Genomic DNA, 20122 nt, shown 5'->3' with positions numbered 1-20122 from the left:
ATGGCCGACGCCTCCCCCGCCCCGACGCGACCCGCGCAGCACGACGACGAGGGCATCGTCATCGGCGAGGCCGTGACGCTCGAACTGCGACCGGCGAGCGCGCTCATCCGGGGCGCGGGCACCATCATCGACGTGCTCCTCTCGGTCGTCCTGCTCCTCGGCGTGCTCTTCATCGCCTCGGGGGCCGGCCTCACCCTCGACGGCGCCGCGTTCCGCGCGATCGCCATCGGCGGCGTCGTGGTCATCATCGTCGTCGTGCCCACCGCGATCGAGACGGCCACGCGCGGCCGTTCGCTCGGCAAGCTCGCGCTCGGACTGCGCGTCGTGCGCGACGACGGCGGCTCGATCGGCTTCCGGCACGCGTTCACCCGCGCGCTCACCGGCGTGCTCGAGATCTACCTGACGTTCGGCGGCCTCGCGGTGCTGGTGGGGTTCCTGAACCCGTCGTCGAAGCGGCTCGGCGATCTCCTGGCGGGCACGCACGGGCAGGTCGAGCGCGTGCCGAGGGTCGCCTCCAACCCGTTCGACGTCCCGGTCGAGCTGACGTCGTGGGCGGGCATCGCCGACGTCGCGCGACTGCCCGACCCGCTCGCCCGCCGGGTCGCCGCCTACTTCGAGCACGTCGCGCAGCTCTCCCCGTCGAGCCGGCACCGCATGGCGGCGTCGCTCGCGGCCGAGGTCGCCCCGTTCGTCTCGCCGGTGCCGGATGCCGCGCCCGAGCGCTTCCTGGCGGGGGTGGTCGCCCTGCGGCGCGCACGCGACGCACGCGCGCTCGAGCTCGAACGACTGCGGCTCGCGGCGCTCGAACCCGAACTCACGCAGACGCCGGTCGGGTTCCCGCAGCGATAGCCGCGGAGACGGCGGATGCCGCGCACGTCATGCGTGCGCGGCATCCGGGGTCGTCGTCAGTACCGGTAGTGGTCGACCTTGTACGGGCCCTCGACCGGAACGCCGATGTACGCCGCCTGCTCGGGCGAGAGCACCGTGAGCTCGACGCCGAGCGCATCGAGGTGGAGTCGCGCGACCTTCTCGTCGAGGTGCTTCGGCAGCACGTAGACGCCGACGGGGTACTCCTCGGGCTTGGTCCAGAGCTCGATCTGGGCGAGCACCTGGTTCGTGAACGAGTTCGACATGACGAACGACGGATGCCCCGTGGCGTTGCCGAGGTTCATCAGCCGGCCCTCGCTGAGCACGAGCACGCTGCGGCCGGTGGGCAGGCGCCACTCGTGGACCTGCGGCTTGATCTCGACCTTCTCGGCGCCCTCGAGCGTCTCGAGCGCGGCCATGTCGATCTCGTTGTCGAAGTGGCCGACGTTGGCGATGACGGCGAGGTGCTTGAGGCCGAGGATGTGCTCGAGGCGCACGACGTCCTTGTTGCCGGTGCCCGTGACGAGGATGTCGATGTCGCCGATCACGCTCTCGAGGCGCGAGACCTGGTAGCCGTCCATCGCGGCCTGCAGCGCGTTGATCGGGTCGACCTCGGAGACGATGACGCGAGCACCCTGGCCTCGGAGGGCCTCGGCCGCGCCCTTGCCGACGTCGCCGTAACCGGCGACGAACGCGACCTTGCCGCCCATGAGCACGTCGGTGGCGCGGTTCAGGCCGTCGGGCAGCGAGTGGCGGATGCCGTACTTGTTGTCGAACTTGGACTTCGTGACGGAGTCGTTGACGTTGATCGCCGGGAAGCGCAGCTCGCCCTTCGCGTGCAGCTCGTAGAGGCGGTGCACGCCCGTCGTGGTCTCCTCGGTGACGCCCTGGAGCTCGTCGGCGATGCGGGTCCACCGGTCGGAGCTCGTCTCGAGCGAGCGGCGGAGCGTGTCGAGCACCACGCGGTACTCGTGGCTCGCGTCGGCCGCCGTCGCGGGCACCGCGCCCGCGAGCTCGAACGTGCGACCGTCGTGCACGAGCAGGGTCGCGTCGCCGCCGTCGTCGAGGATCATGTTCGGGCCGATCCAGTCGGCTCCGGCCGCTGCGGCCTCCGCGCTCCAGTCGAAGATGCGGTCGGTGCACCACCAGTACTCCTCGAGCGTCTCGCCCTTCCACGCGAACACCGGGACGCCGTGGGGGGCGTCGGGCGTGCCGTCGGGGCCGACCGCGACGGCCGCGGCCGCCTCGTCCTGCGTGGAGAAGATGTTGCAGCTCGCCCAGCGCACCTGCGCGCCCAGCGCGACGAGGGTCTCGATGAGCACGGCCGTCTGCACGGTCATGTGCAGGCTGCCGGCGATGCGCGCGCCCGCGAGCGGCTTCGAGGCGCCGAACTCCTCGCGGAGCGCCATGAGGCCGGGCATCTCGTTCTCGGCGAGCCGGAGCTGATGGCGGCCGGCTTCGGCGAGGGCGAGGTCGGCGACCTTGAACGGGAGGGCGGATGTCTCGGCGAGCGTCATGCCCCCATTCTCGCAGGCTCGGGCGCGGGGCGCCGCAGCGTCGGCCGCCTCAGCCGAGGATGAGCCCGAGCACCTCGTCGCGGATGAGCGACATCGTCGCGACATCCGCCCCCTCGACGTTGAGGCGCAGGAGCGGCTCGGTGTTCGACGGTCGCACGTTGAACCACCAGAACGCATCATCGGGAGTGAGTCCGATGACGGTCAGGCCGTCGAGCTCGTCGAACTCGCCGCGACCCGTGAACGCCTCGACGATGCGCGTGTACGCGGACGGCACGTCGTCGACGACCGAGTTGATCTCACCCGAGAGCGCGTAGGGCGTGTAGCGCGCGGCGAGCTCGGAGAGCACGCCCTGCCCGCCGCCGAACTCGGCCAGCACGTGCATCGCGGCGAGCATGCCGTTGTCGGCGCCCCAGAAGTCGCGGAAGTAGTAGTGCGCGGAGTGCTCGCCGCCGAAGACGGCGCCGGTCTCCTTCATGCGGTCCTTGATGAGCGAGTGCCCGACGCGCGTGCGCACCGGGTTCGCGCCGGACGCCTCGATGGTCTCGGGCACGTACCGCGAGGTGATGAGGTTGTGGATCACGTTGACGTCGGTCTCGCCGAGGGCCGTGACCCGGGCGATCTCGCGCACCGCGACGATGGCGGCGACCGCCGACGGGGTGACCGCCCCGCCCAGCTCGTCGACGACGAAGCAGCGGTCGGCGTCGCCGTCGAAGGCGAGACCGAGATCGGCGCCGTGCTCGACGACCGCGCGCTGCAGGTCGACGAGGTTCGCGGGCTCGAGCGGGTTGGCCTCGTGGTTCGGGAACGTGCCGTCGAGTTCGAAGTACAGGGGCACGATCTCGAGCGGCAGCTCGGGCAGCCCGGCTGCGGTGCCGAGGACCGCGGGCACGGTGAGCCCGCCCATGCCGTTGCCGGCGTCGACGACGACCTTCAGGGGTCGGATGCCGCTGAGGTCGACGAGTCCGCGCAGGTACGCCGCGTACTCGGCGAGGACGTCGACGTGCTGCACGGTGCCCGGCTCGGCGACCGCGTCGACGCCCTGCTCGAGGTAGTCGCCCGCACGGTCGCGGATGGCGGCGAGGCCGGTGTCGAGCGAGATGCCCTGCGCCCCCGCGCGGGAGAACTTGATGCCGTTGTACGCCGCGGGGTTGTGGCTCGCCGTGAACATCGCCGCGGGCGCCTGCAGCATGCCCGACGCATAGTAGCTCTCGTCGGTCGAGCAGAGGCCGATGGCCACGACGTCGGCGCCCCGGCTCGTGGCGCCGCGGGCGAACGCCTCGGCGAAGCCGGGCGAGGAGTCGCGCATGTCGTGGCCGACGACGACCCGATCGCCGGCCGCGCCGACCTCGTCGACGAAGGCCGCGGCGAGCGCCTCGACCGACTGCTCGGTCAGGGCCTCGCCGACGATGCCGCGCACGTCGTAGGCCTTGACGATGGAGTTGAGGCGTTCACGATCGACAGGAGTACCGGCGGCAGTCATGCCGTGAAATCTACCCGACCGGGCGTCACGTACCGAACGATCTGCCAGCCGACGGGCGCCGACGTGCGCCGCGCGTGGACCGCGCAGAGGTCGTAGCCGTGCGGTTCCGACGCCGCCGACAGGGGGCCGAGCACCGCCATCGAATCCGCATAGTCGAACGTGAGCGTCGCGACCGCCTCGGCGGGGCACGCGGTTCGCGAACAACGTCTCTTCATGGCTCGACCAGCGTAGCGACGTCGGCGGACATTACGATGGAGGCATGCCTCGATCACGTCGTGTCGCAAGCCCGCGTTCGCCGAGGCGACTGGCCCGCGACCGCCACGGGCGCGGCATGCGCTCGGCCGTCACCGGCCCCCACCTCGAACCGCTCAGCACCCGCCTGGAGGAGTTCGACACGATCGTCGCCAGCACCGCCGCCTACCTCCGCGGGCTCTGGCCCGAGCTCGAGGGGGTCGTGTTCGAGGTCGTGCAGGCACCCGCCGAGGCGATCCACGTCGATCACATCGACCGGTGGAAGGTCGCGCACGACGAGCGCCGCATCACGCTCTACCGCCTGCCGATCGTGCGGTTCCTCCGCCTCCAGGAGGGCGAGGACCGCGATGAGAAGCTCCTCATCGAGAGCTGCGTCTTCCGCGCGATCGCCGAGTTCCTCGACAAGGATCCGTGGGAGCTCGCCCCCGGGCGCTACCGGCACCTCTGATCGCGACGCGCGTCAGCGCGGGAAGACGCGGATGGGCGAGTCGAGCGGTCCGGGCGGCATGACGGCGAATGCCGCGAGCGACGAACCACTGCTGTAGGTGACCGCGGCCGAGACGCCCTCGACGCCCTCGAGCAGCACCTCGCGGCCCCGGAGCGGCACCGAGACCGCGCCGAGCGCCGGCACCGAGACGTTCGTGCTGCGGCCGTCGACCGTGACGGTCGCCTCGGTCGCGCCGTCCTCGCCGCCGGCCAGCTGCAGCGTGGCCGACGGGCCGCTCGGCACGGCCACGACCGCCGAGTCGAGCAGCGGGCGGGAGGCGACGAACCAGGCGAGGTCCGCCGGCGCACCGGCATCCGTCTCCGATTCGGCCGTGCCGATGCTCGACCTGGCCGCGGCGACGACCGGGCCGTCGGCCTCGATGCGCACGGTGTAGGTGCCCGCGGCGAGGTCGCCGAGCGGGATGTCGCTCACGGTGCCGGGCTGCAGCTCGACGTCGAACGAGTCGCCGTCTCCCCCGCCGACCTTCGCGACGCCGACCGTGGCCTGCACCGGGTCGTCGCCGGGCACGTGGAGGCGGACCGCGGGGAACGCATCGCCCTCGGCGTGGTCCTCGTCGGCGGCGACGCCGCCGGATCCGCCGATCACGAGCCCGGGGATGACGAGCGAGGATGCCGGCGGAGCCGTCGGGCCCGTCAGCTCGATGCCGGCGGGGGCGAGCCCCTCGATGACGGACTGCTCGAGCGAGGCCGCGATCGCGCCGCCCGTGCTCGTGACGTGCACCACCGGGGAGGCGAGGTTCGGCGCCAGTCCGGCGAGCGAGAGCACGCGCTGCGTGCGCGGCGCCACCGTGATGCCGACGGCGGAGCGCGCCTCGACCGGTCCGGATTCGCCGCTCACGCGAACGTCGACCGTGGCCGCGACGTCGGTGGGATTGGCCAGGAGCACGAGGCTGCTCCGGCCGAGCGTGGTCGCCCCGGCCACGAGCCAGGACTCCGAGGCCGCCTCGGTGCAGGACGCCGCGGCGAAGCCGGCGAGCACGTCGGACTGCGCGGTCTGGGACTGGGCGCCGGCCAGCATGCCGGCCTCGACCGCACCGGGCTGCGCGTCGAGCACGACCGGCGTGCCGTCCTGGTCGGCGCCGGAGTTCTCGGGAGCCGCGAGGGAGGTCTTGCCGATCTCGGCGTCCTCGGGCACCGAAGCCGACACGACCGATGTCGAGCCGAACGACTCGACCGCGGTGGCGGCCGCCGCGTCGTCGCCGATCGAGAGGAGCGGCCCAGGGCACACCCGTTGCTGGATCGCCTCGTCGGGCGCCACGACGACCGATCCGGGCTCCGCGCGGTGCTCGGGCCAGCTTCCGATCGCGGCGGCGCCGACGACGCCCACCGCCACGGCGCCCACGACCAGCGCGACGGCGACGCGCACGCCCGTGCGGATGATGCGACTGCGGTCAACGGGCATCGGGGGCCTCCCCGTTCTCGGGACGGTCGGCGGGTTCGTCCGGCGCTGCCGGATCCGCGGGCGGCTCGGCGGCAGCGGAGCCGTCGGGCTCGGCTGCCGCGTCGGGCTCGGCCGAGTCGGCGGTCACGGCCGGCTCGACGGGCTCGGAGGAGTCGGCCGGCTCGACGGCCTCGCCGGGTTGGGTGGCACCGTCAGGCGCTTGCTCAGGGGAATCCTCGGGGCCGGCGACGTTCGCCGGGTCGTCGGCGACCGCGGATTCGTCGGGGCCGTCCCCGGCTGCGGTCGCATCGGCCGCCTCGCCATCCGGTGACGGTTCGGCCTCCGGCGACGGTTCGACCTCCGGGGGCACGTCGCCGTCCTCGACCTCGACCTCGGACGGCAGGGCCGCGATCGGCTTCTCGGCGCGCGCCCGCTTCGGGCGGACGCGACGACGATCCTCCTCGCGCCCCGCACCGGTCGGGATGGACAGGAGGAGCGTCGCGAGCAGCACGATCAGCTGCACCGCGGTGATGACACCGCCGGGCCAGCCCGCCGTCAGTGGGATCTGCGTGGCCGCGGCATCCGCTTCGGCATCGACGAACCGCCAGAGCGTGCCGAAGTCGGTCTCCCCGACCGAGATCAGGGCGGGGTTGCCGTCGAGCGCGACGCGAGCCCGCTCCGCCGTCGCGACGGCGGCGGCGTCCGTGTCGGCGCCCGGCTCGAGCAGCACGAACGAGACGCCGAACTCGCGCACCGCGGCATCCGCATCGAACCCGCTTCGACTCGCGAGGTTGCCGGCGACGCTCGCGAGTTCGCGCTCGTCGTCGGTCAACTCGGTCCGCGTCTGGGCGATGGTGGACTGGTCGTCGAGCGTCTCGCCCGTACCGTGCTCGAGCGTGGCGCGGAGCCCGCCGCCCGCGAGCGGCTCCATGCGGAGCGTCGCGACGCGAGGATCCGCCTCCGCCTCCGCCTCGACGAAGGCGGGCACGGATCGGACGGGCGCGGCGCCCACGGTCGCGGACCCGGTCGCCAGCGCGCCGAGCGTCGGCATCACCGCGAGCACCACGCACACCGTGAGCACGGCGCCGAGTGCCGCACGGAACCTGGGCAGGGCGTCGACGGCGACCACGACCGCCACGAGCATGCCCAGCCAGGCGAAGCTCAGGCCGGCGCCGGCCCAGACGCCGATCGCCTCGTCGCCCGCGATCGCGACCGCGATGAGCGTCGCGGCGAACGCCGTGGCGAACCCGCCGATCACGACGGCCGCGGCGAGCAGGACGACGCGGATGCCGCGGGCGAGGAACGCGGCGAGCGCCACGAGTGCGAGCGGCACCATCAGTCCCGTGAGCACGAGCATGATCGTGAACGCGTCGAGGCCCGCGAGGGCGGGGATCGCGGCGACCGCATCGGGCCATCCGCCCCATCCCGCCTCGGGCAGTCCGAGCGCGAGTTCCCAGGCCGTCGGCGCGGCACTGGCGAACGGGAGTCCGGGGTCGGCGACCGTGGAGATCGGCGACCCTCCCGTGAACTGCTCCACGATGAGGGGCAGGGCCAGGGCCAGGGCGGGCACGGGCAGCCAGGCGAGGCGCACCGCCGCCCGACCGCTGACCGCGAGCGCGACGAGCCATCCGATCACGAGCACGGGGGCCAGGCTCGGCGCCGCCGCGATGACCGCGGCGAAGAGCAGCGCCGCAGTCGCGGACGAGGACCACGATCGGGCCGCACCGAGCGCGGCGTAGGCCAGCCAGCCGAGCAGCACGTGGGCCAGCACGGCGCCGGGGCGGCCCTCGGCGAGGGCGGCGAGGAACATCGGCGCGAACATCCAGAGCAGCGCGGCGAGGGCGCGCACCGATCCGCGTTCGCTCAGCCGGGACGCGGTGAACCACGCGCCGAGCGCCGCGGCGGGGAGCGCGAGCAGCCACAGCGCCACCATCGCGAACGACGGCGCCCAGAACGCGAGGGAGCCGAGCAGCGCCAGCACGGCCGCGAACGGGTCGGCCGCGCCCGTGAATCCGGCGCCGATGTCGCGCCAGCCGTACGCGGCATTGCGCCAGAGCTCGTCGAGCCCGTTCGAGAGCGGCAGGAGTCCGCCCCCGCCGATGCCGCCGGCACCGAGCATCCAGGAGAACAGCACGACGGATGCCACGACCGAGAAGAGCAGCACCCAACCGCCGCCCGATCCGATGAATGCGACGTCGTCGGCTCGGCCCCGTGCCCGGATGCGCCTCGCCTCGGCGGCCGCCTCACGGCGCCGACGGGCCTCGTCGGGTTGCAGTCGGAGCGGGGCGACGGCCGACCAGCCGGTGGTGCGCGCCGCGGCGAGCGCGCGCCGCGACCGGGCGACGCGGCCGAACCCGAACATCACTCCGAGGGCGGCGCCGAACTCGCCGATGATGGCACCGGGCTTCTTGCCGAGCAGCATGACGATCGAGCGCACGACGGCGAGCGGGAGGAAGGTGAGCCAGTGCAGCGGCACGGCCGCTGCGGGAGCGTAGACGAGCCTGCGGTGCAGGGCCGCGGCTCGTGCGAGCCGATCGCGTCGGCGACGCACCGAGCCGCGAGCGCCCGCCTGCGGCCCGGCGACGCCGTCTCCGGCGAACAGCACCCGGGCCGAGGGCTCGACGATCACGCGGTGGCCGGCGAGCCTGGCGCGCACGCCGAGGTCGAGTCCGTCGTCGACGCTCGGCAGTGCCGGGTCGAACCCGCCGAGCGCCTGCCAGACCGTGTGACGCACGAGGACGCCGGCCGGGTCGACGCCGAGCACGTCGCTCTGGTGGTCGTGCTGCCCCTGATCGAGTTCCGCGGGCACCACGGGCACCGAACGACCGAACCTGGTCATCGTGCGTCCGAGGCCGACGAGCTGGTCGGGTTCGTCCCACCGCACGAGCTTCGGTCCGGCGACCGCGACGGTGCGCCCGTTCACCAGCGTCGCGAGCAGGCGATCGAGCGCATCCGGATCGGGTGCCGAGTCCTCGGCGAGCAGCCAGAGCGCATCCGACTCGTCGGCGGGTGCGTCCAGCACCCGCTCGCCCGCCGTGACGGCGTCCCCGAAGGAGAGCAGCTCACCGCTCTCGACGATGTGGGTCGCCCCCGCGTCGGCCGCGAGTTCTCGGGCACCGCCCTCGGGGTGGGTCAGGACGATGACGAACACGTCGGGCCGACGCCGCTGTGCGCCGATGGCCTCCAACGTGTGCCGGAGGCGGTCGCCGCCGTGACGAGCGACGAGGACGGCGGTGACTCTGGGGAACATCGGGGCAAGCCTAGGCGGCGCTCGGCGCGGCATCCGGAACCGACCGGGCGTGCCACGAATCCGACCCGGCGGTGATCGTGCCCGCAGACGCGAATGGGCGCCGACCCCGGAGGGTGGCGCCCATTCGATCAGACCTGCCGGTCAGACCGCACGTTTGCGGAGCTTGCGACGTTCGCGTTCGGACAGTCCGCCCCAGATGCCGAATCGCTCGTCGTTGCCGAGCGCGTACTCGAGGCATTGCGCCCGCACCTCGCAACCGGTGCAGATCTTCTTCGCATCTCGTGTGGAGCCGCCCTTCTCAGGGAAGAACGCCTCCGGATCGGTCTGCGCGCACAGTGCGTCGCTCTGCCATGCCAACGGATTGTCGTCGCCGGCCCCCGGACGAACCCCAGGAACGCCGAGCCGAATCGGATCGACGAACCAATCGTCAGGTACTCCAGAACGATATTCAGGATTGCTCATATCGTCTCCCACCCAGTTGTACCGACCACCCGAAGGGTGTGTCTTGAACAATTACACCGGTGTAATTCGTGAGAGTCAAGTCGCAGATCGTAAACCCTCGATCCGCCGTCGAGGCTTCACCGCGCGCTCGACACGCCGAGGGCGTTCCTGAGTTGTGATCTGAGCGGATGCCACGGGCACGCGATGCCCGCGGTCAGTCCTTCGCGGCGGCCTGCCGCGCACTCCAGGCGCTCGCGACCATGTCGGCCAGCGTGTGCCGCATGCGCCAGTCGAGGTCGCGGGCGGCCAGCTCGCCCGACGCGACGATGCGGGCGGGGTCGCCCGCGCGCCGCTCGCCGATCTCGGGCTCGAAGGCGATGCCCGTGCCGGCCGCGACGGCCGTCATGATCTCGCCGACCGAGACGCCGTCGCCCGAGCCGAGGTTGTAGACGGGCTCGAGCGGCTCACCGGCGTCGAGGCGCTTCGCCGCCACCACGTGGGCCGCGGCGAGGTCGGCGACGTGGATGTAGTCGCGCACGCACGTGCCGTCGGGGGTCGGGTAGTCGGTGCCGTTGATGCGCGGCGTGCGGCCGTCGAGCAGCGCGTCGAAGACGAGCGGGAACAGGTTGTGCGGGCTCGCGTCGTAGATCTCGGGGGTGCCGGATCCGACGACGTTGAAGTACCGCAGGCTCGTGTGGCGCAGGCCCGTCGCCGTCGCCTGGTCGGCGAGCAGCCACTCGCCGATGAGCTTGGACTCGCCGTACGGCGACTCGGGGTGCTTCGGCGTCGTCTCCGTCACGAGGTCGACGTCGGGGGTTCCGTAGACGGCTGCGCTCGAGGAGAAGACGATGCGCTCGACATCCGACCGCTCCATGGCCGAGAGCAGGGTGGCGGTGCCGGTGACGTTCTGCTCGTAGGTGTGCAGCGGGCGGGAGACCGAGACGCCGGCGTACTTGAACCCGGCCAGGTGCACGACGCCCTGCACGTCGTGCTCCGCCATCGCCCGGTCGAGCATCGCGCCGTCGAGGATCGAGCCCTGCACGAACGGGACGCCGTCGGCGACGAAGCCGCGTCGGCCCGACGAGAGGTCGTCGATGACGACGGCGTCGATGCCCTGCTCGGCGAACGCGCGAACGACGTGGGCGCCGATGTAACCGGCACCTCCGGTGACGAGCCAGCTCATGTCCTGCCTTTCCGGGCCGCACCCGGTCGGCAGCCTCAGTCGATGCTAACGGGGGTACGGAAGTTCGCGTCGCGCGCGTCGAGTCGGTGGTACCCGTCGTGCGCGGCGGTGAGGGCGGCGCCGACGATGGCCCAGACGGCCAGCGCGGCGATGATGAGGATCAGGAGAATGGTCATGGCAGAAAGTCTCGTTCTTGCCATATCCTGCCGCGAGTGGCAGAGTTGACAGCAATCGTTCTTTTCCTGCCAAGGAGGGCCAGTGCTCAACTCCATCGCCTGCATCGCACTCCCCCAGATGGCCCCGTTCGAATTCGGCGTCATCTGCGAGGTTTTCGGCATCGACCGCTCCGCGCAGGGCGGTCCCACGTTCGACTACCACGTCGTCGCCGCCGACCCCGGGCCAATCTCCACGAAGATGGGCTTCGAGGTCGTCGTGCACGAGAACCTCGACTTCGCCTACGAGGCCGACCTCGTCGCCGTCCCCGCCTCGCTCGTCGGCTCCGAGCCCGACGAGCGGGTGCTCGACGTCATCCGCCATGCCGTCGACCGCGGCGCCTGGGTGCTCTCCGTCTGCTCGGGCGCGTTCACGCTCGGCCACGCCGGCGTCCTCGACGGCCGCAAGGCGACCACGCACTGGATGTACACCGACCTCATGTCGGAGATGTTCCCCGGCACCGAGGTCGACCCCGACGTCCTGTTCGTGCAGGACGGCAAGATCGTCACCGGCGCCGGCACGGCTGCGGGCATCGACGCCGCCCTGCACATCGTACGAACCGAGCTCGGCGCGGGTGCGGCCAACATCGTCGCCAGGCGCATGGTCGTGCCGCCGCAGCGCGACGGCGGCCAGTCCCAGTTCATCCTGTCGCCGGTGCCCGAGTGCCACAGCGACTCCTTCGCCACCATCACCGCGTGGATGCTCGAGCACCTCGACGAGGACCTCACCGTCGACCTGCTCGCGCGCAAGGCCCTCATGTCGCCGCGCACGTTCGCCCGTCGCTTCCGCGCCGAGACCGGCACGACGCCGAACGCCTGGCTCAACCGGCAACGACTGCTGCGAGCGCAGCAGCTGCTCGAGGAGACCTCGCTCTCACTCGAGGAGATCGCCCGCGAGACGGGCTTCGGAGCGGCCGCGGTGATGCGCCATCACTTCGTCAAGGTGCTGCAGACCACGCCGACCGCCTACCGCCGACTGTTCGGCGTGCGCGTCGAACCGATCCGCGAACTGGCCGTCGTCGGCGACTGACGTCACCGCGGCCGCCGCGTCGAGCACCCCCTCATCGAACGCGGCGCCGTCGATCAGCGTGTCGGCGAACACCATCTCGTCGAGCACCTCGACCTGTGCGACCTGGGTCCCTTGCTGTGCAGACTTCGCCGCGAAGAACGATCGACCGCGCTCGGCGAGCACCTGCAGATCGCGCGGCGCGGCGCGGAACCACCCGAGTCCGACGTGCGGGTCCGATTCGCCCCAGAACGGCAGGCACACGTACGCGGCCCCGCCGAGCACGACGACACGGTGGCGGAGCAGATCCAGCCCGCCCCGCTGCACGAACGACCTGGCCCGAGCCTCCTCGTCGGCGAGGATCAAGGCGTACAGCACCTTCGGCGCCGCCGGGACCTCGTTCCAGACATCCCACCGATCGGCGGGGGGCGCAAGCCTCGCAAGCCCCGACGCGAAGGCGTCGTACGCGTCGGCGTCCATGTCGGGCAGCCTCGCCCCGGCAATGGCGATGTCGTTCGAGAGGTACTGGATGAGGCGTCGGCGTGCGAGGTCGGCGCCGGCCTCCCAGTCGAGCACCTCGAGCGCCGAGACGGCCGTCGAGAAGCGGTCCGCGATCTGCCGTGAGGACGCGGACTGCTGCGTCATTGAGGTGCCCGCCTCCCGGATCCTCCACGACACGGTCTGGCGATCGAGCACGTCGAACCCACGCGCCCGCGCATATGCCGTCGCGCTCAGCACCTGGTCCTGAAAGTGCCCGCCCTCGGGGAACGACAGGCCGGCGCCGTTCCAGAACGACCGGCGGTACACCTTGCTCCATTGCACGGCATTCACCATGATGTCCGGATGCTCCGCGACGGTCGTGCTTTCACGCCGCGTCGCGTGCGCCTCGTCGATCCAGAACGCCGCCGGATGCCGCCGCCGACCGGAGCGGCGATCGTATGCGGCGACGACGAAATCGGACCCCGTGCGTTCGAGACTGCCGACGAGATCTCGGTACGCGCCGGCGAGCAGCACGTCATCACCGTCGAGGAAGGTGAGGAATTCACCTGCTGTTCTCCGAATGCCGTGATTTCGGGACGCGTTCGGGTCCGAGAAGTCGACGTCGAACACCCGCACGCGGGGGTCGCGACGCTCCCATTCCGCGAGCCGCTCGCGTGTTCCGTCGATGGAGTGGTCGTCGACGACGATGACCTCGAGCCGCCGATAGTCCTGCCCGAGCACGGATTCGAGGCTCGCGTCGATGTAGCCGACGACGTCCTTCGTCGGCATGATCACTGAGATCCAGCCCTCCTGGCGATGGGTGGGCGGGACGTGGACCGCGGAGGCTGCGCCCCGCGACATCCGCCGACGGAGCACCAGCTTTCGAAAGAAATGCAGACCCGGGCCCGCGATGCGCCGCAGGAGCCCTCGTACCCGACCGGTCATGGTTTTCACGGGCGCAACGTACAACACCAACGTGTCGTGTTGGAGACCTATGATGACCCGCGTGAACACCGAATTCGACCAGATCGTCCACGGCGTGCGCTGCCTGAGCTGGCGTCCTGGTCGGGCCTCAGCGCACGCGTCCGCCACCGGCAACTTCGGCGACCTGCTCGGTCCCCTGATCGTGGCGCGCGTACTCGAGACCCGTCACGCCGGCGCCCGAATCGCTCCCTCCCACGCTCGCCGGGTGCTGAGCGTCGGGTCGGTGCTGCAGTTCGCCGAGCCCGGCGACGTCGTCTGGGGCGCAGGGGTCAACGGCAAGGTCATGCAGCAGCCGCTGACTCCATCGCTGGACGTCAGGGCGGTGCGCGGTCCGCTGAGCCGCGCACTCCTGGCCGCCCGCGGCATCCTCGCGCCGGAGGTCTACGGCGACCCCGCCCTGCTGATCGGTGATCTCTGGCCCGACCTCGCAGCCGAATCCGAACAGCGCCGCTCCGTCATCGCCGTGCCGAACATGAACGAACTCGACCGATTCGCCCCAGAGCACACGCGGAGCCCGCTCGCCGAACCATGGGAGGTCGTTCGCGACCTGGCCGCAAGCGGATTCGTGACCGGCACGTCGCTCCACGCGTTGATCGTGGCCGACGCGCTCGGCATCCCGTCGCGGCCCATCTCGCCGCGCGCCGAAGACCCGCTCAAGTACCTCGACTTCTACGCCGGCACGGGCCGGCCCGACATCCGTTTCGCGCGCTCGGTCGAGGAGGCGCTCGACCTCGGGCCGGTGCCGGCCGCTGAGTGGGACGCGGCCGCCCTGCTCGGATCATTCCCGATCGACGTCTGGACGGGCGAGGCATCTCCTCGCCACGAGGGCGCGACGACGTACCTCGACCTTCGCGCATCGTCGCTCGTGCAGCGGCGCGCGCTCGGCTCATCGCTCGGCGCGAACCTCTGGCCGGAGGGCGTTGCCGCGCTCCGGCGACTCGACGCGCTCGGAGAACTCGACCCTCCGACCGACGGCCTGACCGACGGCGAGCTGTCGGCAGCCGGTCTCCTCGAGGCGGCCGGCCGAGCCCGGACCGCGGACGCAGCGTCTGCTGACGAACCGCCCGCCCCGCTGCTCTCCGTGGTGATCCCGACGCACGACGTCCGTCCGTGGGTCGGCGAGACCATCGCGTCGGTACTCGCCCAGGAGGTCGACCTCGAGGTGATCGTGGTCGACGACCACTCGACCGACGGCACCCGTGCACTCCTGACCGAGCTCGCGGCATCCGACCCCCGTATCCGGCTGGTCGACGCGGTGACTCGCGGCGGCGGCACCGCGCGCAACATCGGCATCGATCGCGCCCGCGGCCGGTATCTCGTCTTCTGCGACGGCGACGACCTCGTGCCGCGCGGCGCGTACCGGGCCATGGTCGACAGCCTCGAGGCATCAGGCTCCGACCTCGTCTTCGGCGACTACCTGAAGTTCTCGCCGATCGACACGTGGCGTCCGACCGCGAACTGGCCGGGATACGCGAAGCCCAGTCGCGGCATCAGCCTGGCCGAAGAGCCTTCACTGATCTTCGGTCGACCGTGCTGGAACAAGGTGTTCCGTCGCGAGTTCTGGGACCGCACCGGCATTCGCTTCCCCGATGTTCCCCGCTCGAACGACATCGTGCCGATGGTGACGGCATACCTGGCCGCGAAGCGCATCGACGTCATCGAGGAGGTCGTCTACCTCTACCGGGAGCGTCCCGGCGCCTCGTCGATGACCGCGAAGGCCGCCTCCGCCGATGCGGTGATCAGCTACCTGACGCAGGAGCTGCACTGCGCGCACCTGGTGACCGAGCACGGCAGCGATCGGGTGCGCAGCCAGTACGCCGCCCTCATCCTCGATCGCGACGGCTGGGTGCACCTGTCGAAGTACCTGCGTTCCGACAACCGGGACGCCTCCCGCGACGCGGAGGTCGTCGCGCTGGTGCGCGAGCTCATCGAGGTGATCGGCCGCGACCCGCGCACGCAGCGCACCGGCCCGAAGCGCACGGTCTTCTCGCTCGTGCTCGACGGCTCGTGCGACCTCGCGGCGGCGGTCGCGGTGCTCTTCAGCGGGCCCGAGCCCTCGACGTCACGGCGACTCACGGCATGGCTGCGCCTCATCGAGGGGGTCGAGCGCGATGGAGTCGACCTGCTCTTCGAGCGCGACGTCCGCGATCGCCTCGTCGACTGCTTCGCCGACGTGGTACTCGAGGGCGCACCGGCAGACCACGCGACGCTCGTGCGCATCGTCGATGCGCTTCCGCGCGAGCATGCCGACCTGCTGCGGTCGGTTCCGGAGCTCGCGACCGATGGAGGCTCCGCCGATCTCACCGCGCGGCTCGAAGCGTCACGACGGGCCTCGGCGACCCTGACCGAGGTCCGCACCGGCGCGTCCGTCAGGTTCCGCATCCGCGTGGAGCAGGGCGCCGCGGAGTTCGACCCGGTGCTCTACGACGAGAGGTCTGGCGTCGCGCACGCCATGCACGTTCGACGAACGCAGGTCGATGACGTCACGGTCGTCAGCGGGGTCATCTCCGCGCACGCGGTTCCGAAGCATGTGCTGCTCCGACCCGCGGCACAGCTGGTCGGCACCGGCGAGGTCGTGTCCCTCCGCATCGACGCGGTCACACCCGAGTACGACGCGTTCGACCGCTTCCTGTTGCGATTCGATCGTCGGGGCATCCGCGTCGCTCGCCGATCACACTGGGTGAAGCGGGCTGCCGGGCGCGCCAGCCGTGGCGCGGTGCACCGACTGCGGCGATTCGTGCCGGTTCGCCGTCGTGAGCTCGACGAGTAGGTCGGCGTAGTCAGAGGAGATTCGCCACGGCGAGCGTTCGGCGTTGAAGCGGTCGAATCGCCGGGTCAGGTCGACCTCTGCGGATGTCGCGAGCGCATCCGTGATCGCCGTGGCCATCGACTCGACGGGATCGGCGAGGTCGAAGAACCCGACCCACGGCTCGTCGCCGAACTGCTCCACGAGGTGCGGCTCGCCGGGCAAGAGGACCGGCACGTCGAAGGCTGCCGAGAGGTGCAGGCTGCCCGAATTCAGGATCGACGTGTACGGGAAGACAGCGAGGTCGGCTGCGGCGAACCAGGTGCCGACCTCGGCGTCGGGAACGAATTCGAACCGCGTGACCGCCTTGACCTCGGTCGGGAGCGCGGCCGTGATCTCGGCCTGCGCCTCGGCGGTCGCTGAACCGGCCAGCAGCAGGGTGGGCACGGGATCACCACGCTCGGCGAGCACGCGCATCGCGGAGAGCAGGGTCCCGAGCCCCTTGTACGGGCGCATCTGCCCGAGGAAGAGCACGGTGCGCTCATCGGCCCCGAGCCCGAGTCCGGCGCGCGCCGCGCCGCGTGCCGGTGGCGCACCGTAGACGCCGAGGTAGCTCGGGTGCGCGATCGTGCGAACGCGATCGGCGGGAAGCTCGCAGACCTCGGCGAGCACCTGCGGCGTGGCGGGGGCCATCACGTGGATCACGTCCGAACGCTCGGCCAGCAGCCGGTGCAACGCGATCTCGGGCTCGCGATGGGCGAGCTCGTGCGGGAGGCGATTGTGCACCGTCCAGATGATCCGGACGCCGCGACCACGCAGATCGTCGAGGATCGAGGTGAACTCGGCCAAGCCGGCCCAGGCGTCGGCATCGGTGCGCCGGCGCTGCAGGATCGGCGTCGTCCAGTGCACGTGCAGGACGTCGCCGGACTCGAGGCGACCGACGGACTGCACGAGTGACTCGTACACCGTGACGCCAGAGAACTCGAAGCCTGCGGCGCGGGGCGCCAGGCTGAGGAGGTTGAGGTAGGGGTTGTCCCTCCAGGCGGGGAACACGAGGACCTTGTGAAGTGCGCGCACGGCCCGCATGATACCCGGCGTGCGTGTACGGCAGACCACGGCCATTCAGGCCCGTGCGGATGACACTCGCGGCTCAGTTCCCGGTGGTCGCGATCCAGGCGATGCCCTCGCCGGTGACGACGAGTCGCCGCTCGTCGGGCGTGACGTAGAGCGCGGCACCACGGGCGACGGATGCCTCGCCGGAGGCCCCGCGCACCAGGACGTCGCCGCCCTCGGCGACGAGGATCGCCGGTCCGTCGAGGTCGATGCCGGTCGCGGCGACGTCGGACGCGGCGTCCGTCGATGGCGCATCGACGCGGTACAGCACGAAGTCGGGGACGTCGGGACGGAAGACCTCGACCCCGGCACCGACGTGCTCGGGCTCGAGCCGCGGCGGCGCGATGGGCGTGAAGTCGAGCACCTCGAGCAGTTCGTCGACGTCGATGTGCTTGGGCGTGAGCCCGCCGCGCAGCACGTTGTCGCTCGCGGCCATGAGCTCGATGCCGAGGCCCTCGAGGTAGGCGTGGATGTTGCCGGCGGCGAGGTAGAGCGATTCGCCGCGTCGCAGGCGCACCCGGTTCAGCAGCAGTGAGATCACGATGCCCGGGTCGCCCGGGTAGGCCTCGGCGAGCGCGCCGACGGTCTCGAACGAGAGCGCGTACTCCGGGTCGAGCGCCGCAGCGGAGGCCGCGAGCGCCGTCACGCGTTCGACGACCCAGGCGACCTCGCCGGTGTCGCCGCCCCGGCCGTCGCGGAGCAGCCACTCCACGGTGTCGCGAAGGGGATGCCGCGACGAGAGTCGGGCCTCGAGGAGGTCGAGCGCGACCGGCTGCGGGTCGTCGGTCGCGGCATCCGCTGCCCGAAGGGTGCGCAGCACGCCCGTCACCTCGTCGAGCGGGCGGAAGCCCGAGAGCGCGTCGAAGGTCTCGCTCACGGCGACGATGAGTTCGGGCTTGTGGAACTCGTCCTTGTAGTTGCGGTCGTAGGCCGTGATCTCGGGGCCGTCGGCCTCCTCGCGCGCGAAGCCGGCGCGCGCCTGCTCGGGCGTCGGGTGCGCCTGCAGCGACAACGGCTCGGCGGCGGCCAGCACCTTCAGGAGGAACGGCAGCCGGGCGCCCCGCGCCGCCAGACCGGCACCGAGCGCCGTCTCGGGGTCGGCCGCGATCCACTCGGCCAGGTCGCCGAACGGGACGGATGCCGTGCCGGCGGATGCCGTGCCGACGATGCGCGCCGGCGACCCCGCGTGCGCACCCAGCCAGAGCTCGGCCTCGGGCGCCCCCGACTCCGGCACACCGCGGAATCCGGCGATGGCCGAGGTGGACCCCCATGCGTAGTCGCGCGGGGTGTTGCCGATCGACACAAACATTCCAGAGGGCCCCTTCCGAGATTTCCCTCAAAGCTACCAATGCCCGGAGGCCGTCCGGATGCCGGACGTAGGCTCGTGGCATCCGACGACGTATTGGAGCTGTCATGACCTTCGAGCCGCTCGCGAGCGACTTCTATTCGTACGAATCCCTCCTCACCGACCGCGAGAAGCAGGCGATCGCCGAGCTCCGTGCGTGGCTCGAGGCCGACGTCAAGCCGATCGTGGGCGACTACTGGGAGCGTGCCGAGTTCCCGATGCAGATCGTGAAGCCCCTCGCCGAGCGCGGGGTGCTCTCCTTCGGCTGGGACGAGACGAAGCCGTTCGAGAACTCGGCCGTGTTCCGCGGCTTCATCGCGATGGAGCTCGCCCGCGTCGACGCCTCCGTCGCCACCTTCGTCGGCGTGCAGAACGGCCTCGCGACCGGCAGCATCAGCGTGTGCGGTTCGAAGGAGCAGCGCGAGGAGTGGATCCCGAAGCTCGCGAGCGGCGAGGTCCTCGGCGCCTTCGGGCTGACCGAGCCGCTGTCGGGATCGGACTCCGCACAGGGCCTCCGCACCACGGCGAAGCGCGAGGGCGACTCGTGGGTGCTGAACGGCGCGAAGCGCTGGATCGGCAACGCGACCTTCAGCGACATCACGATCATCTGGGCCAAGGACGTCGACGACAACCAGGTCAAGGGCTTCATCGTGCCCACCACGACCCCTGGCTACTCCGCCACGAAGATCCAGGGCAAGATCAGCCTGCGTGCCGTGCAGAACGCCGACATCACGCTCGAGAACGTGGTCGTTCCCGAGTCGCTGCGACTGCAGAACGCCAACTCGTTCCGCGACACCGCGAGCGTGCTGCGCCTGACCCGCGCCGAGGTCGCCTGGGCGGCCGTCGGAACCTCGATCGGCGCCTACGAGGCGGCCGTGAAGTACGCCGGCGAGCGCGTGCAGTTCGGCAAGACCATCGGGTCGCACCAGCTCATCCAGGACCTGCTCGTGAAGAGCCTCGGCAACATCACCGCCTCGCTCGGCATGGTCGTGCGCGTGTCCGAGATGCTCGACCGCGGCGAGCAGCGCGACGAGCACTCCGCCCTGGCGAAGGCCTACACGACCGCCCGGATGCGCGAGACCGTGGCGTGGGCGCGCGAGGCGTGCGGCGGCAACGGCATCACCCTCGAGTACGACGTCGCGCGCTTCTTCGCCGACGCCGAGGCGCTCTACTCCTACGAGGGCACCCGCGAGATGAACACGCTCATCGTCGGCCGCAAGATCACGGGCAGCGCCGCGTTCGTGTGACGCTCATGAAGCGCGTGGACTGAACCACGAGAACCGGCGGATGCCGCGGGCGAACCTTCGCCCGCGGCATCCGACGTTCACCTGCCGTTCGCCGACCGTCGCTACGCTCGC

The 20122-nt window shown here is 71.4% G+C and carries 15 protein-coding genes and 1 pseudogene; 5 read left to right on the top strand and 11 right to left on the bottom strand.

Translation table 11 applies throughout. The features are described 5' to 3' along the window. The gene (locus ACR3IO_RS07790) at positions 1-849 is read left to right on the top strand and encodes an RDD family protein (protein WP_434070626.1); all 849 of its coding nucleotides are present in this window, start codon (positions 1-3) and stop codon (positions 847-849) included. A gap of 56 nt (positions 850-905) precedes the next feature. Here ACR3IO_RS07790 and ahcY read toward each other — a convergent pair whose 3' ends face one another. From ahcY to ACR3IO_RS07775, 3 genes are read right to left on the bottom strand one after another with little or no spacing between them, the layout of a single operon-like run. After that, a complete protein-coding gene (gene ahcY / locus ACR3IO_RS07785; protein ID WP_434070625.1) occupies positions 906-2384 on the bottom strand; it encodes an adenosylhomocysteinase in 1479 nt (492 codons plus the stop codon). Positions 2385-2433: 49 nt separating this feature from the next. Continuing rightward, a complete protein-coding gene (locus ACR3IO_RS07780) occupies positions 2434-3864 on the bottom strand; it encodes a phosphomannomutase/phosphoglucomutase (protein ID WP_434070624.1) in 1431 nt (476 codons plus the stop codon). After that, positions 3861-4079 (bottom strand): DUF3499 family protein, encoded by a 219-nt coding sequence (locus ACR3IO_RS07775; RefSeq protein WP_434070623.1) that lies wholly within the window; start codon positions 4077-4079, stop codon positions 3861-3863. Before ACR3IO_RS07775 ends, ACR3IO_RS07780 begins: the two co-directional genes overlap by 4 nt. Before the next feature lie 44 nt (positions 4080-4123). On the opposite strand from ACR3IO_RS07775, the gene ACR3IO_RS07770 reads away from it, so the two are divergent. Next, the gene (locus ACR3IO_RS07770) at positions 4124-4564 is read left to right on the top strand and encodes a hypothetical protein (RefSeq protein ID WP_434070622.1); all 441 of its coding nucleotides are present in this window, start codon (positions 4124-4126) and stop codon (positions 4562-4564) included. A gap of 12 nt (positions 4565-4576) precedes the next feature. Here the strand turns inward: ACR3IO_RS07770 and ACR3IO_RS07765 are convergent, their stop codons facing one another. From ACR3IO_RS07765 to ACR3IO_RS07745, 5 genes are all read right to left on the bottom strand, one after another. Beyond that, the gene (locus ACR3IO_RS07765) at positions 4577-6025 is read right to left on the bottom strand and encodes a DUF5719 family protein (protein ID WP_434070621.1); all 1449 of its coding nucleotides are present in this window, start codon (positions 6023-6025) and stop codon (positions 4577-4579) included. Further along, positions 6015-9254 carry a glycosyltransferase gene (locus tag ACR3IO_RS07760; RefSeq protein ID WP_434070620.1) on the bottom strand — a complete coding sequence of 1080 codons (3240 nt, stop codon included), beginning with the start codon at positions 9252-9254 and terminating at the stop codon, positions 6015-6017. Before ACR3IO_RS07760 ends, ACR3IO_RS07765 begins: the two co-directional genes overlap by 11 nt. 141 nt (positions 9255-9395) lie before the next feature. Then, entirely contained in the window at positions 9396-9716 is a 321-nt protein-coding gene (locus tag ACR3IO_RS07755) for a WhiB family transcriptional regulator (protein ID WP_434070619.1), read from the bottom strand. 193 nt (positions 9717-9909) lie between these two features. After that, positions 9910-10878 (bottom strand): UDP-glucose 4-epimerase GalE, encoded by a 969-nt coding sequence (gene galE / locus ACR3IO_RS07750; RefSeq protein ID WP_434070618.1) that lies wholly within the window; start codon positions 10876-10878, stop codon positions 9910-9912. Positions 10879-10913: 35 nt separating this feature from the next. Continuing rightward, a complete protein-coding gene (locus tag ACR3IO_RS07745) occupies positions 10914-11054 on the bottom strand; it encodes a hypothetical protein (RefSeq protein ID WP_434070617.1) in 141 nt (46 codons plus the stop codon). 82 nt (positions 11055-11136) lie between these two features. On the opposite strand from ACR3IO_RS07745, the gene ACR3IO_RS07740 reads away from it, so the two are divergent. Next, on the top strand, positions 11137-12120 hold the full coding sequence (locus tag ACR3IO_RS07740) for a GlxA family transcriptional regulator (protein ID WP_434070616.1): 984 nt from the start codon (positions 11137-11139) through the stop codon (positions 12118-12120). Between the two features lie 681 nt (positions 12121-12801). On the opposite strand, the pseudogene ACR3IO_RS07735 reads toward ACR3IO_RS07740, so the two are convergent. After that, positions 12802-13365, bottom strand: a pseudogene (locus ACR3IO_RS07735) (glycosyltransferase family 2 protein); the annotation flags it as partial. Between the two features lie 217 nt (positions 13366-13582). Between ACR3IO_RS07735 and ACR3IO_RS07730 the strand changes: the two are divergent. Then, positions 13583-16330: a glycosyltransferase gene (locus tag ACR3IO_RS07730; protein ID WP_434070615.1), complete on the top strand. Its 2748-nt coding sequence runs from the start codon at positions 13583-13585 to the stop codon at positions 16328-16330. On the opposite strand, the gene ACR3IO_RS07725 is transcribed toward ACR3IO_RS07730, so the two are convergent. Both ACR3IO_RS07725 and manA read right to left on the bottom strand, forming a co-directional pair. Next, the gene (locus tag ACR3IO_RS07725; RefSeq protein ID WP_434070614.1) at positions 16232-17383 is read right to left on the bottom strand and encodes a glycosyltransferase; all 1152 of its coding nucleotides are present in this window, start codon (positions 17381-17383) and stop codon (positions 16232-16234) included. The genes ACR3IO_RS07730 and ACR3IO_RS07725 overlap by 99 nt on opposite strands. Positions 17384-17456: 73 nt before the next feature. Next, on the bottom strand, positions 17457-18728 hold the full coding sequence (gene manA, locus ACR3IO_RS07720) for a mannose-6-phosphate isomerase, class I (protein WP_434070613.1): 1272 nt from the start codon (positions 18726-18728) through the stop codon (positions 17457-17459). Between the two features lie 104 nt (positions 18729-18832). Here manA and ACR3IO_RS07715 point away from each other — a divergent pair, with 104 nt between their 5' ends. Continuing rightward, the gene (locus ACR3IO_RS07715; protein ID WP_434070612.1) at positions 18833-20011 is read left to right on the top strand and encodes an acyl-CoA dehydrogenase family protein; all 1179 of its coding nucleotides are present in this window, start codon (positions 18833-18835) and stop codon (positions 20009-20011) included. Positions 20012-20122: the final 111 nt, after the last annotated feature.

It is taken from the genome of Agromyces sp. Marseille-Q5079 (assembly GCF_051016555.1).
GTDB lineage: Bacteria > Actinomycetota > Actinomycetes > Actinomycetales > Microbacteriaceae > Agromyces.
This window is presented reverse-complemented; position numbering and strand designations above follow the sequence as displayed.